The following is a 14204-nucleotide window of genomic DNA, read 5'->3' on the forward strand; positions in this document are numbered from 1 at the left end:
GTTTGGATCATGACTGGGCCCCGGATCGGAGCTGTGGTAGCTTCGTCTACGACCACACGGGGGCCCCTGCAGGGGCTGAGATCGGACTGAAGCAGTCTGCGACCGTTGAACCTGTCCGGGTAATGCCGGCGAAGGAAGTGAGTAATCCTTTGAGCACCACCGAAACACAGCACAGCCCTGCCGAAAACCAGGCCAACAGCAGCGAAAAGGCGGCTGAAACCGTCACGCAGTCGCTGAAGTCCCATTCGCTGGCCTGGCTGGAAGACCCCGCCAACGGCATTCGCGTCCCCGTCACGGAAATCGCGCTTGAACCGTCCCCCAACGGGGAGGCAAACGCTCCGCTGCAGGTGTACCGGACCGCGGGGCCCGGCAGTGATCCCGTAGTGGGCCTGGAGCCCTTCCGGGCCGCATGGATTGAGGGCCGGGGCGACACGGAAGCCTACTCCGGCCGCGAACGGAACCTGCTCGACGACGGCAAATCGGCCGTCCGCCGAGGCGCAGCGTCGGCAGAGTGGAAGGGCGCGCAGCCGGTGCCCCGCCGCGCCGTCGAAGGCAAGACCGTCACCCAGATGCACTACGCCAGGAAGGGCATCATCACGCCTGAAATGCAGTTCGTGGCGTTGCGTGAGAACTGCGATGTTGAACTCGTCAGGAGTGAAGTCGCCGCAGGCCGGGCCATCATTCCCAACAACATCAACCACCCGGAATCCGAGCCGATGATCATCGGCAAGGCATTCCTGGTCAAGATCAATGCCAACATCGGCAACTCCGCCGTCACGAGCTCCATTGCCGAAGAGGTAGACAAGCTGCAGTGGGCCACCCAATGGGGTGCCGACACCGTTATGGACCTGTCCACCGGCGATGACATCCACACCACGCGTGAGTGGATCATCCGCAACTCCCCCGTGCCCATCGGAACTGTCCCGATCTACCAGGCCCTGGAAAAGGTCAACGGCGAGGCCAATAAACTCACGTGGGAGATCTTCCGCGACACTGTGATCGAGCAGTGCGAGCAGGGTGTGGACTACATGACCATCCACGCCGGCGTGCTGCTTCGGTACGTGCCGCTGACAGCCAACCGCGTCACCGGCATCGTGTCCCGCGGCGGTTCGATCATGGCGGGTTGGTGCCTGGCGCACCACCAGGAAAACTTCCTCTACACGCACTTCGATGAGCTGTGCGAAATCTTCGCCAAGTACGATGTCGCCTTCTCCCTCGGTGACGGGCTGCGCCCGGGCGCCACGGCAGATGCCAATGACGCCGCACAGTTCGCCGAGTTGGACACGCTCGCCGAACTGACCCAGCGGGCATGGGAATTTGATGTCCAGGTAATGGTTGAAGGACCCGGGCATATTCCCTTCCACTTGGTCCGCGAGAATGTGGAGCGCCAACAGGAACTCTGCAAAGGTGCCCCCTTCTATACCTTGGGACCGCTTGTCACGGACGTTGCTCCCGGCTATGACCACATCACCTCGGCAATCGGTGCCACAGAAATCGCCCGCTACGGCACCGCCATGCTCTGCTACGTAACTCCCAAGGAGCACCTGGGGCTGCCAAACAAGGACGATGTCAAGACCGGTGTGATCACGTACAAGATCGCAGCGCACGCGGCGGACCTCGCCAAGGGACACCCGGGCGCCAACGAACGCGACGATGCTCTGTCCAAGGCCAGGTTCGAGTTCCGTTGGCGGGACCAGTTCGCACTGTCCCTGGACCCGGTCACCGCCGAGGCATTCCACGACGAAACACTGCCAGCGGAACCGGCGAAGACCGCGCACTTCTGCTCGATGTGCGGACCCAAATTCTGCTCGATGCGTATCAGCCAGGACATCAGGGACGAGTTCGGTTCGGCCGACGCGCAGGCAGCTATTGCGGGGATATACGACGGCATGCGGGAAAAGAGCGAAGAATTCCTGGCTTCAGGTGGCAAGGTGTACCTGCCTGAGCTGCAGCTTCCCTCTACCCACGCGGCCGGAGCGTCAGGAAACCTTAACTGACCTCGTCCGGACAACATCGGCCACAAATGAGCGGATAATCCGGTCTCCATCAACCGAGTCCTGGGGCCGGTGCCCTCCAGCTGCTACGCGGCGGAGGGCACCGGTGTCCTCCAGGTACCCGGCGATTTCTTCGTACAGGGGTTCCCACCCGCCCGTAAGGACGAGGGTAGGCACGCCGGGAACGATGTGAAGGGGCGCCTCCCAAGGAGGCGCCTGAAGCCGGAGGCGACGTGCGGAACGGCGGGCTTCGGGCGTGTCCAGCCCGCTGGCTTCGGCCGAAAATGCACGCCTGAAGTACTCGCGTTCGTAGTCGGCATCCTCAACCTGGTTCCGCACGTCAAACAACGGCTCCATGAGCGAACGATGGAATGTGGTGGCAGGCAGTTCGGCGGTCAAGGATAAACAGGCCGGTTCAACCAGTGTCAGGGAGTGCACCAGGTCCGGGCGTTCAACTGCTGCGAGCATGGCAGAGATTGCACCTTGCTCATGCGCCACGACGTGCCCGCCCCCGGCATCCTCCAGCGAAGCAACGACGATGCCGATATCCGCAGCGACGTCCGATTCCAGGGGTTCAGCGACTGGATCGAAGCCGTGCCGGCGGAGGAAAAGTGCGTCATATGACAGGGCCATGCCGTGCTGCCTGGGCCATGCCGAGGCGCCAAAGCTCCCCAGTCCGTGGACGAAGACTACGCGCTGCTTGTGCATGGATTCACCCTAGTCCAGAGCCCTGACATCGCCGCCCAAAAACAGTTGGCGCCGTTATGTGCATTCATAACGGCGCCAACTGTCACAGTGTTGAGTCGGAGGTTCCGGGTTACTTGCCCAGGAACTTCTCGAAGCCCTTGGGGAGGTTCAGCGTGGACGGATCGAAGTCCGCAGCGCCCTGACCGAACGCCGCTCCTGTAGGAGCTGCCGAGGCCGCGTTGGCACGTTTGGCTTCGGCCTCCCGGAGTTCCTGGGCTGCCTTTGCCGGGTTGCCGGAGCGCGCCTTCTTCTTGGGAGCGTTCTTGGCACCCTTGCGGCCGCCACCGGGGCCACCCATTCCAGGCATGCCCGGCATGCCCGGCATGCCGCCCTGGGCCATCTTCTTCATCATTTTCTGGGCCTGGGCGAAGCGCTCCAGGAGGCCGTTGACCTCGGAGACGTGCACACCTGAACCCTTTGCTATGCGGGCCCGGCGGGAGCCGTTGATGATTTTGGGAGCCACGCGCTCGTGCGGCGTCATGGACCTGACGATCGCTTCGACGCGATCGATTTCGCGTTCGTCGAAGTTCTCCAGTTGCTGGCGGATGTTTTGGGCACCCGGCATCATCATGAGCATCTTCTTCATGGAACCCATATTGCGGATCTGCTGCATCTGGGCCAGGAAATCGTCCAGGGTGAAGTCTTCCTGGTCGGCGAACTTCTTCGCCATCCGGGCAGCTTCGTCCTTGTCCCAGGCCTTTTCAGCCTGTTCGATCAAGGTCAGGACGTCACCCATGTCCAGGATGCGCGAAGCCATACGATCCGGGTGGAAGAGCTCGAAGTCGTCCAGACCTTCACCGGTGGACGCGAACATGACCGGCTTACCCGTGACGGACGCAACCGAAAGTGCGGCACCACCGCGGGCATCGCCGTCGAGCTTGGACAACACGATGCCGGTGAAGTTAACGCCGTTGTCGAACGCCATGGCCGTGTTGACGGCATCCTGGCCGATCATGGAGTCGATCACGAAGAGCACTTCGTTCGGGATGATCGCCTGGCGGATCCGGCGTGCCTGATCCATCATCTCGGCGTCGACGCCAAGGCGTCCGGCGGTGTCAACGATCACGACGTCGTGCAGCTTCTGGCGTGCTTCCGCCACACCGGCGCTGGCAACCGCCACCGGGTCACCGGCCGGGTGCTCCAACTCCGAGGTGGCTCCGGGGTGAGGCGCAAAGACAGGAACGCCTGCCCGCTGGCCGACAACCTGGAGCTGCGTCACGGCGTTGGGCCGTTGGAGGTCGCAAGCTACAAGGATGGGGCTGTGGCCTTGGGCCTTCAGCCACTTGGCGAGCTTGCCGGCAAGGGTGGTCTTACCGGCACCCTGGAGGCCGGCAAGCATGATGATCGTGGGGCCGGTCTTGGCCATCCGGATACGCCGGGTTTCACCGCCGAGGATCTCCACGAGTTCCTCGTTGACAATCTTGACGATCTGCTGGCTCGGGTTCAGCGCACCCGACACCTCAGCACCCAGAGCCCGCTCGCGGATCCGCGAGGTAAATTCGCGGACCACCGAAACGGCAACATCCGCGTCCAACAGGGCGCGGCGGATCTCCCGGACGGTGGCGTCGACATCAGCCTCGGAGAGGCGGCCCTTGCCACGGAGGTTCTTGAAGGTTGCTGTCAACCGGTCAGAGAGTGAATTGAACACGCGCCGTGCACTTCTTTCGATGGTCTGCGATTGGCGGCCAATGCGGCACGCCAGAGTCTTGACTTAATCCTGCCCCAACAAATTTGCCTCAACCCCAACAAATCTGCGCCAATCAGGGGACTCGACTATCTAGGGTACCAAGTCGCACCTGCAAGATGGCATGCTGGCACAGTGACCAGCAAAACAACTGTGAAAACGTTGCTCATCCTCGGTGCATCCGGGGACCTTACGGGAAGGCTGCTCCTCCCCGGACTTGCAGGGCTTATCGCCACGGGCAGGGCGCCCGGTTTGCGGCTGGTGGGCGCGGGGTCGGACCCCTGGTCGCCGGAACAATGGCAGGAGAGGGTCAATGGCGCATTTGCGGCTGCGTCAAAGGCAGCCGATGCGGGCGGGCGTAATGCCTTGGCAAACGTGGCCGAATCCACCGAGTACCACCAGTTGGACGTCACGGTCGACGGCCCGCTGGCAGACCTCCTGGCACGCTTGGAGGGACCCATCGCCATCTACTTCGCCCTGCCGCCCCACGTTAGCCAGAAGGCATGCGAGGTCCTGCGGCGCGGGCAATTGCCAGCCGGCACGCGCCTGGTGTTGGAAAAGCCCTTCGGCTCGGGCAGTGAATCTGCACGCGAACTCAACCAAACGCTGGCCACGCTGGTCCCGGAGGACCACATCCACCGCGTTGACCACTTCCTGGGCAAGGCCACAGTCCTGAACATTCTTGGCTTGCGCTTTGCCAACCGGTTCCTTGAGCCAGTGTGGAACCGCGACCACATTGAAAAGGTGGAAATCGTCTTCGACGAGGACCTGGCACTTGAAGGACGGGCCCGCTACTACGACGGCGCTGGTGCCTTGCGTGACATGATCCAAAGCCATTTGCTGCACATCATGGCGTTTATCGCGATCGATGCACCAGCCAGCATCGATGAACGTGATCTCCGTGATGCCGTGGCCACGGTCTTGAGGGCCAGCAGCGTCAAGGCCCCCTACCGCGAGTCAACCCGGCGGGCACGCTATGCGGCAGGAACCCTCGGCGAACGCACAGTGCCGGACTACACCGCCGAGGAAGGCGTTGATCCTGCCCGCAATACCGAGACGCTTGCCGAGGTGCGGGTGGACATCGATAACTGGCGCTGGAAGGGCGTTCCCTTCCTTTTGCGTTCCGGCAAAGCCATAGGGCGCCGGCGGAAGGAAGCGGTGATCACTTTCCGTCCCGTACCGCACCTGCCCACGGGGTTCTCCGGCGTGGACTCCCCCAACCAGCTGCGGATTGGATTCGGTCCGGATGTCCTCCAACTCGACGTCGATGTGAACGGCCCCGGGGACATCTTCACCTTGGACCGCGCCAGCCTCGTGACCGAGCTCAACGAGCCGGGCATGCTGCCATACGGCGAAGTCCTTGAGGGCATCGTCACCGGCGATCCCCTGCTTTCAGTCCGGGGCGACACCGCCGAGGATTGCTGGCGAATCATAGAGCCGGTCCTCCGGGCATGGGAGCGGGACACCGTCCCGTTGGATGAATACGACGCCGGTAGCGCCGGACCCGCGGACTGGCCTACCGCCGTCGCGCCTTAACGCAACGCGGGGTCACTTAGGGCCCATAAATGGCCTCACCACGGGCCGTAAGTGACCCCGCGTTGCTTCAGCAGGCCGGGGACGCAGAAGGCGGGCCGGGTACCTTTACTGGTACCCGGCCCGCCTTGTGTATGAACCTGGTTTCAGGACCTAGATGGCGGCTGAGCCGCGCTCACCGGTCCGAACCCGAACTGCTTCGTAAACATCCACGGTCCAGACCTTGCCGTCTCCGGCACGTCCTGTGTTGGAGCTGGCGATGAGGACATCCAGGATGTCATCTGCCTGCTCGTCCGTGGCAAGAACCTCGATGCGGATCTTGGGCAGCAGGTCCACGTTGTACTCGGCGCCGCGGTACACCTCGGTGTAGCCGCGCTGCCGGCCGTAGCCGCTTGCCGCGCTGACCGTCAAACCCTGGACCCCGTACGCTTCCAGGCCTTCCCGGACTGCTTCGAGCTTTTCCGGGCGGACGATCGCTGTAATGAGCTTCATGCCTGGACACTCTCCTTGCCTTCGGCGGCAGCTTTCTCTTCAGACTTGCCCGTAACGAGGTCGTGCAGCGGCTGGAAGCTTCCGCCGTGGCCACCGACGCCGAATTCGTAGGCAGTCTCGGCGTGGAGGCTGAGGTCGACACCCACGCTCTCCTGCTCGGTGGAGACCCGGAAGCCCATGGTCTTGTGGATTGCGAAGGCAATGATGGCCGTCATGATTGCCGAGAAGGCAATTGCGACGCCGGCAGCTGCGAGCTGTGCCCACATCTGCGTCATGCCGCCACCGTAGAAGAGGCCACCGCCAACGCCGTCGACAGGAAGGGCGATGAAACCAAGAGCCACGGTGCCGATGATGCCCGACACGAGGTGGACGCCGACAACATCCAGGGAGTCATCGAAGCCCCAGCGGAACTTCAGGCCGACTGCCAGGGCTGAAGCGACACCGGCTACAACACCGAGTCCAAGGGCACCCACCGGGCTGACATTGGCGCAAGCGGGAGTGATGGCAACCAGGCCGGCGACCACACCGGAAGCTGCACCCAATGAGGTCGGGTGGCCATCGCGGATGCGTTCGGTGACGAGCCAGGCGATCATGGCTGCGGCGGGGGCCGCCAGAGTGTTGATCCAGATCAGGCCGGCCTGCTCAGCAGTGGCTGCCGCACCGCCGTTGAAGCCGAACCAACCGAACCAGAGGATGGCTGCACCGAGCATGACGAACGGGATGTTGTGCGGGCGGTGGTTCGGGTCCTTGCCGAAGCCGCGGCGGTTACCGATGATCAGAACGAGGACGAGTGCTGCAACACCGGCGTTGATGTGCACCACGGTGCCGCCTGCGAAGTCGATGGCCGGGCCAAGGGCCTTGCCGATCGCGCCTTCGGGGCCGAACAGGCCGCCGCCCCAGACCATGTAGGCAAGCGGGCAGTAGACCAGGGTGACCCAAACGGGAACGAACAGGCTCCAGGCGCCGAACTTGGCGCGGTCTGCGATGGCGCCGCTGATAAGGGCTACCGTGATGATGGCGAAGGTGGCCGCGTAGCCGACCTTGATCAAACCATCGGGTGTGGTGATACCTTCAAGGCCGAAGGTGGCAAACGGATTGCCCACGATCTCCATGAAGCCTTCGCCTGAGCTCATCGATGCGCCCCACAGCACCCAGACCACACCCACGATGCCGATGGAGATGAAGCTCATCATCATCATGTTCAGGGCTGCCTTGGCGCGGGTCATGCCGCCGTAGAAGAATGCCAAACCGGGAGTCATGAACAGCACGAGTGCCGCCGCCACCATGACCCATACGTGACCTGCGGTAAGTTCCATGGTGCACGTTCCTCTCTTGCTAGATCTGCGGTTCAACCGCCGTCCTGACGCCGTTTTGCGTCCTGCTTAAGATTTTTGTGCCGCCGTGTTTCGCCTGCGCAGGTTTTACATTGCGGGCTCGTTACAACAACCTCCCCAACGTAAATGGTGCATATCACCGTTGTTACGGATATGTTTCATGCGTCACACTTCCCCGCAAATACCCAGAATTGAAGGACCCGCACCGCATGACTGAGTCGCCCAGATCCGTTGAAGATCCAAGGATCCGGCGGGAGAAGGAACCGCTGCCCCGCGACATCAAGGTGATGTTGGCGGCAGCGTTCCTAATTGCGCTGGGCTTCGGGCTTGTAGCGCCGGTGCTCCCCCAATTCGCCACCACCTTCGACGTTGGCGCCACCGCCGCCGCCGTCATTGTCAGCATCTTCGCTTTCATGCGATTGGTTTTCGCCCCGGCGGGGGGCTCACTCATCGGACGCTTCGGTGAGCGGAACGTGTACGTATCCGGCCTCTTGATCGTTGCCGTTTCCACTGCCGCCTGTGCGTTCGCCCAGAATTACTGGCAGCTGCTGATTTTCCGGGGCCTTGGGGGTGCGGGTTCCGTAATGTTCACAGTCGCCGCCATGGGGCTGCTCATCCGTCTGGCACCGCCGGAACGCAGGGGACGCGTATCAGGTGCGTACGCATCGGCCTTTCTGATAGGCAGCGTCCTGGGGCCGGTTGTCGGTGGCCTCCTGGCAGGCTTCGGGCTTCGGGTACCGTTCCTTGCCTATGCGGGAGCTTTGCTCCTTGCGGCGCTGGTTGTCCGCACCATGCTTAGCGGCGAGGGTAACCCCGGTCAGGATGCCACCCCCTCTCCGCCCATGACATTGAAGGAGGCGCTGGCCGACTCAGCGTACCGGGCGGCTGTCTTTTCCAGCTTCGGAAATGGTTGGGTCACCTTTGGCGTCCGGATGGCTACCATCCCGCTCTTTGCCGTCGCGGCGCTTCAGTCGCGGCCTGAGACGGCGGCGTGGGCATTGGCCGTCTTTGCCGTGGGCAACGCCACCGCTTTGACCTTCTCCGGGCGACTCGCCGATGCGTGGGGCAGGAAGCCCCTGCTCGTTCCGGGTCTTGTCATCACTGGCCTCGCCACCGGTGTCATCGGATTAACCACAGACCTTCCCGCATTTTTCGCGGCTTCCGCTGTGGCGGGCTTTGGTTCCGGCTTGCTGGGCCCGGCGCAGCAGGCTGCTGTCGCTGATGTCATTGGCCGGGGACGCTCCGGCGGCAAAGTACTGGCGGTCTTCCAGATGGCCGCAGACACCGGTGCCATCATCGGCCCCGTCGTAGCCGGGATCCTCGCCGACCGCTTCGGCTACGGGCTCGCCTTCGCTGTCACCGGCGGAGTTCTGCTGCTCACCGCCGCTGCGTGGCTGGTGGCGCGGGAACCCCTTAAAAGCAAAAACTGACCGGCAGGCAGCGATTGCCCTCACTGAGGACCACCGCTGCCGGCCAGCCAGCGTGGAGACTTTGGTTGAACGGGAACTAGTTAAGCAGGGCGTCCACAAAGCCCTCCGCTTCGAACGGCGCGAGGTCGTCCGGACCTTCGCCGAGACCGATGAGCTTGACAGGCACACCCAGCGACTTCTGGATGGCGACCACAATGCCGCCCTTGGCCGTGCCATCCAATTTGGTCAGCACAATACCTGTGATGTTGACCACCTCGGCAAAAACCCGTGCCTGGTTCAGGCCGTTCTGACCAGTGGTGGCGTCAAGGACCAGCAGGACCTCGTCCACTTCAGCCAGTTTCTCGATCACGCGCTTGACCTTGCCGAGTTCGTCCATGAGGCCGGTCTTGTTCTGCAGGCGGCCAGCTGTATCCACCATGACGACGTCCACCTCCTGGTCGATGCCCGCTTTGACGGCTTCGTAGGCAACCGAGGCGGGGTCGGCGCCGTCGATGTCGGACTTGACGGTGGGTACGCCTACACGCTGGCCCCACGTGGCCAATTGCTCAGCAGCTGCGGCGCGGAAAGTGTCCGCTGCACCAAGCAGCACGTCCTTGTCCTCGGCCACGAGCACGCGCGCCAGTTTGCCGACGGTAGTGGTCTTGCCCACGCCGTTGACACCAACAACAAGCACGACGGCGGGTCGGTCACCCTTGCGCTCGACGTTGAGGGAACGGTCCATCGTGGGATCCACGAGCTTGATGAGTTCTTCGCGGAGCATGGCTTTGACATCCTCCGGACTGCGGGTGCCCAGCACTTTAACGCGTTCCCGGAGGGCATCGACCAACTGCATGGTGGGCTCGGTGCCGAGGTCGGCCAAGAGCAGGGTCTCCTCAACCTCGTCCCACACGTTCTCGTCGATTTTGTCCCCGGACAGCAGAGCCAGCAGACCCTTGCCCAGAATATTGTTCGATTTCACCAAACGGGCGCGAAGGCGGGTCAGGCGGCCTTCCACAGGCGCCGGCGTCTCTACAGCGATGGTCTCCAACCCGGCTGCATCATCCGGTACATCAGCACCTTCGACTCTTTCGTCGAAGGTAGGGGCAGGGGGTGCTGTTACGGCATCCGGCCGATCCTCCACAAGGGTTCCGCTGCCTGCAGCCGATGACTTAACAGGGTCATTGGCGTCCCGCGTTCCAGGGTAGTTGGCACCGGACTTCCGGGCCTTCATCAGTACCGGCACCAGCCCGCCGACCACGACGAGCGCAGCGACAATGGACAGAATTATGGGTAGGAAATCGTTCACTCCCCTACCTTCTCATAAAGCTATGCCCCGGCACCGAGCCGTTGGCTGATGACGGTGGACACCCCGTCGCCACGCATCGTGACGCCGTAGAGGGCGTCGGCCACTTCCATGGTGCGCTTCTGGTGCGTGATGACGATCAACTGACTGGACTCCCGAAGCTCTTCGAAGATCGTGATAAGCCGGCCAAGGTTGGTGTCGTCCAAGGCCGCTTCCACTTCGTCCATGACGTAAAACGGCGACGGCCGGGCTTTAAAGATCGCCACCAGCAGTGCCACAGCGGTCAGTGACCGTTCGCCGCCGGAGAGCAGGGACAACCTCTTGATCTTCTTGCCTGCCGGCCTGGCTTCCACCTCGATGCCAGTGGTCAACATGTCGTTTGGATCCGTCAGGACCAGCCTGCCCTCGCCTCCTGGGAAGAGCCGTGCGAAGACGCGGTCAAACTGTGCAGAGGTATCGGCAAAGGCTTCGGTGAAGACCTGCTGTACGCGGTTATCCACTTCCTTGATGATGTCCAGCAAGTCCTTACGGCTGGACTTGAGGTCCTCCAGTTGCGAACTGAGGAACTGGTGGCGCTCCTCAAGCGCGGCAAACTCTTCCAGGGCCAGGGGGTTGACCTTCCCCAGTGCCGCCAGTTCCCGTTCAGCCTTTTTGAGCCTCTTCTCCTGCTCAGCCCGGTCGAAGGGAATTCCCTCCACGAGCGGTGCACCCGTTTCGTCCACCGGCGCACGGAGTTCCGCCCATTTGTCCGTGGTTGCGGCAGCCGGCTGTGGGACAGGTTGATCGGGTCCGTAATCTGCAACGAGCTGTTCAGCCGATAGTCCGAGTTCCTCGATGGAACGGGCCTCCAACGCCTCGATTCGAAGACGCTGTTGGGTCCTTGCCATCTCGTCCTTGTGCACAGAGTCGGTAAGTTCGGCGAGTTCCTTTGCCAGCGAATCGTTTCCGGAACGCACGCCCGAGAGTTCCTTCTCCAGTTGCTCGCGCGCTTGCTCGGCAAGGTCGCGTTCATGGCCGGCGAGATCCACTGATATATCGATGAAGCGAAGCGCCTGCTCAACGGCCGACACCACTGCACCAGCACGTTGGGCCTGGGCGCGCCGCCTTTGCGCCCGCCGGGCCGCCTCTTCACGGGCCCGCCGCTCCGTAGCCGCTGCGCGTTCCAGTGAGGCCGCCCGGCCAGCGACAGCGCCTACTTGTTCTTCTGCCGTACGGAGGGCAAGCCGGGCTTCCATTTCGTTGGAACGGGCCAAGCGCGCCTGTGCAGCGAGTTCGTCCCGCCGATCCGTGGAGGGTTCCTCGTCCGGAGCTTCCTGGGCGGCGGCGAGCCGCTCAGCCGCGACTTCAAGGTCCAACCGGGCTTCTGCAATGTTCGCTTCGGCACGCGCCAGTGATGCCTCCAGGCGTTCGCTTTCACCCACCGCGCTGCGAAGAAGGGAGTTCAAGTGGCCCAGGCGCTCTGCTACGGCAGCAAGGCGTGCATCGGATTCATGCAGCCTTTCCAAGGCCGCATCCGCCCGGTCCTGGGCTTCGGCGCGACGGGCTTCGGCCCCGGCCAGGGCGAACCGTCCACGCTCCAACCGTGCCGTAACCTCCTGGAGGCCGGCCACGGCGTCGTCCACTGCTGCCTGGATCTCCAGCAGGGAGGGCGCCGTGGCTGAACCGCCCTGGGCGGTCAGCGCGGTGAAGACGTCGCCTGTACGGGTGACCACCTTGAGTTCCGGGTGTTCACCAATCAGCGCTGCCGCCCCTGCCGGATCGTCGACGACGGCGGTCCCGGCCAGCAGGGCCAAGGCACCCTGGGCAGCTGGTTCGGTGACCTTGAGGACGTCCACTGCCCATCTGCTGCCACCCGGCAGCTCCACGGGGGATGCTGCTTCGCCAGCCCCACGGTCGGCGTTGGCCAAGAGCAACGCGGCCCTGCCGGCGTCGTCCTCTTTCAACAGTTGGATCGCGGCGACGGCGACAGTGGAGTCCCCTACCACGAGCGCGTCCGATGCCGAGCCCAACGCGGCTGCTATCGCGGCCTCATAACCGGGCTCAATGGCCAGCATCCCGGCCAGCGGCCCGAGGATCCCCTGGACATCGCCAGTGAGCAGACGCTCCGAGCCGTCCTTGCGGTTCAGTCCCAAAAGAAGTGCATCGCGGCGCGCGGTCAGGGCATCCCGCTGACGGAGTGCTTCCCGTTCCGCGGACTTCAGCTCTTCGATCTCCGCCAGCACGGAGTCCAGAGCCTCAGTGGCATTCTCGTACTCGGCGTCCAGGCTCTCTTCGCCATCTTCAACCCCTGCAACCTGCGATTCGAGTGCAGCGAATTCGCTCTGCGCGTGGCGGCGTCGCTCGTTGCCCGCAGCCAGTGATTCGCGGATCCGGCCGCGCTCGGCCTCCGCCGCTTCTGCCCTGGAGCGTGCGGCCGCGACCTGGCCTGCGAGCCTGGCCAGACCTTCACGACGGTCGGCAGCTGCCCTTAGCATGGCCGTCAGCCGTTTGTCCTCGGCGGCTGCGAGCGCCTCAGCAGAGTCCTTCGCCACTGTTGCTTCCAGGAGGGCGGCCTGCTTGGCGAGGATGTCGTGTTCCAAGGCCGCTTGTTCCCCGCGGACCTTCGCCGCCTGGCGCTCCAGCTGTTCGGGGTCCCGGCCGGAGTCCGGTACAGGTTCCGAGGAGCCCAGCAGCCGGCGACGTTCGGCTGCCAGGGAACCCAGCGAGCGGAGCCGCTCACGGCCCGCCGACAGCTGGTACCAGTTGTCCCGCGCTGCGTTGAGCCGGGGGGTTGCTTCCGCTGCCTGCTGTTCCAATGCGGCTTGGCGTTGCCGGCCGTGGCCCAGTTCTGCCTCGACCACCTGGCGGCGTTCCTTGAGGGCGGCTTCGTCTGCGACGTCCTGCTCCAGGCTCGATGTCAGCGCTACGAGGTCGTCGGCGAGGAGCCGGGCGCGGGCGTCCCTGACATCGAACTGGACTGTTTGTGCACGCCGGGCGATTTCTGCCTGCTTGCCCAAGGGTGTCAGCTGGCGTCGGATCTCTGCGGTGAGGTCGCCAAGACGGGCCAGGTTGGCCTGCATGGCTTCGAGCTTACGGACGGTTTTTTCCTTGCGGCGCCGGTGCTTGAGGATACCTGAGGCTTCCTCGATGAAACCGCGGCGGTCTTCAGGTGTCGCGTGTAGTACGCGGTCCAACTGGCCTTGGCCGACTATCACGTGCATCTCGCGTCCCAGTCCGGAATCGGACAAAAGCTCCTGGATGTCCAGGAGCCGGCAGGGCGCACCGTTGATGGCGTATTCGGAGCCTCCGGTCCGGAAAAGTGTGCGGGAAATCGTGACTTCGCTGTACTCAATGGGAAGCGCGTTGTCCGCGTTGTCGATGGTCAGGGAAACGTGGGCGCGTCCCAAAGGAGGCCTGCCGGACGTGCCGGCAAAGATGACATCTTCCATCTTGCCGCCGCGCAGTGTCTTGGCGCCTTGCTCCCCCATGACCCAGGCCAAGGCATCCACGACGTTGGACTTGCCCGAACCGTTGGGACCGACGACTGCGGTGACGCCGGGCTCGAAGTCGAACGTCGTGGCCGACGCAAACGACTTGAATCCGCGGACAGTCAGACTTTTCAAATGCAAGGCGGTTCGGTTCTCCTGGATGGTCTGTTGTCAGCCCTCGGGGGCGGCTGTATCTCCCTAAATCTACTGCCGTTTGGCCGAAATCCATGGATCTGTAACG

At 63.4% G+C, this 14204-nt stretch carries 9 protein-coding genes and 1 riboswitch; of the genes, 3 read left to right on the forward strand and 6 right to left on the reverse strand.

Annotated elements, in window-relative coordinates; all coding sequences use genetic code 11:
• Positions 1-46: 46 nt before the first annotated feature.
• Positions 47-154: riboswitch (TPP riboswitch) on the forward strand.
• Complete coding sequence (gene thiC, locus AC6I99_RS13485) at positions 150-1997, forward strand: phosphomethylpyrimidine synthase ThiC (protein WP_276573606.1); 1848 nt, start codon at positions 150-152, stop codon at positions 1995-1997. Its footprint overlaps the riboswitch before it by 5 nt.
• Here the strand turns inward: thiC and AC6I99_RS13490 are convergent.
• Together AC6I99_RS13490 and ffh are read right to left on the reverse strand one after the other, a co-directional pair.
• Positions 1980-2702 (reverse strand): alpha/beta fold hydrolase, encoded by a 723-nt coding sequence (locus AC6I99_RS13490; RefSeq protein WP_497944894.1) that lies wholly within the window; start codon positions 2700-2702, stop codon positions 1980-1982. The two genes, thiC and AC6I99_RS13490, sit on opposite strands and share 18 nt — an antisense overlap.
• A 109-nt stretch (positions 2703-2811) precedes the next feature.
• Positions 2812-4389 carry a signal recognition particle protein gene (gene ffh, locus AC6I99_RS13495; protein WP_224164583.1) on the reverse strand — a complete coding sequence of 526 codons (1578 nt, stop codon included), beginning with the start codon at positions 4387-4389 and terminating at the stop codon, positions 2812-2814.
• 171 nt (positions 4390-4560) lie between these two features.
• Between ffh and AC6I99_RS13500 the strand changes: the two genes are divergently transcribed.
• Positions 4561-5961 carry a glucose-6-phosphate dehydrogenase gene (locus AC6I99_RS13500; RefSeq protein WP_497944893.1) on the forward strand — a complete coding sequence of 467 codons (1401 nt, stop codon included), beginning with the start codon at positions 4561-4563 and terminating at the stop codon, positions 5959-5961.
• 150 nt (positions 5962-6111) lie between these two features.
• Here AC6I99_RS13500 and AC6I99_RS13505 read toward each other — a convergent pair whose 3' ends face one another.
• Together AC6I99_RS13505 and AC6I99_RS13510 are read right to left on the reverse strand one after the other, a co-directional pair.
• Complete coding sequence (locus tag AC6I99_RS13505) at positions 6112-6450, reverse strand: P-II family nitrogen regulator (RefSeq protein WP_223933265.1); 339 nt, start codon at positions 6448-6450, stop codon at positions 6112-6114.
• The gene (locus AC6I99_RS13510) at positions 6447-7766 is read right to left on the reverse strand and encodes an ammonium transporter (RefSeq protein WP_224164585.1); all 1320 of its coding nucleotides are present in this window, start codon (positions 7764-7766) and stop codon (positions 6447-6449) included. The genes AC6I99_RS13505 and AC6I99_RS13510 overlap by 4 nt, the downstream gene beginning before the upstream one ends.
• A 227-nt stretch (positions 7767-7993) precedes the next feature.
• On the opposite strand from AC6I99_RS13510, the gene AC6I99_RS13515 reads away from it, so the two are divergent.
• The gene (locus AC6I99_RS13515; RefSeq protein WP_497944892.1) at positions 7994-9214 is read left to right on the forward strand and encodes an MFS transporter; all 1221 of its coding nucleotides are present in this window, start codon (positions 7994-7996) and stop codon (positions 9212-9214) included.
• A gap of 76 nt (positions 9215-9290) precedes the next feature.
• Here the strand turns inward: AC6I99_RS13515 and ftsY are convergent, their stop codons facing one another.
• Both ftsY and smc read right to left on the reverse strand, forming a co-directional pair.
• On the reverse strand, positions 9291-10499 hold the full coding sequence (ftsY, locus tag AC6I99_RS13520) for a signal recognition particle-docking protein FtsY (protein ID WP_224090795.1): 1209 nt from the start codon (positions 10497-10499) through the stop codon (positions 9291-9293).
• A gap of 20 nt (positions 10500-10519) precedes the next feature.
• Complete coding sequence (smc, locus tag AC6I99_RS13525) at positions 10520-14104, reverse strand: chromosome segregation protein SMC (RefSeq protein ID WP_497961099.1); 3585 nt, start codon at positions 14102-14104, stop codon at positions 10520-10522.
• Positions 14105-14204: the final 100 nt, after the last annotated feature.

The organism is Arthrobacter sp. TmtSoilC77, assembly GCF_059739415.1.

Coding starts and splice junctions, on each gene's coding strand:
- AC6I99_RS13510 (WP_224164585.1), bottom strand. CDS start 7,766: ATGGAACTTACCGCAGGTCACGTATGGGTCATGGTGGCGGCGGCACTC.
- AC6I99_RS13515 (WP_497944892.1), top strand. CDS start 7,994: ATGACTGAGTCGCCCAGATCCGTTGAAGATCCAAGGATCCGGCGGGAG.
- AC6I99_RS13490 (WP_497944894.1), bottom strand. CDS start 2,702: ATGCACAAGCAGCGCGTAGTCTTCGTCCACGGACTGGGGAGCTTTGGC.
- AC6I99_RS13505 (WP_223933265.1), bottom strand. CDS start 6,450: ATGAAGCTCATTACAGCGATCGTCCGCCCGGAAAAGCTCGAAGCAGTC.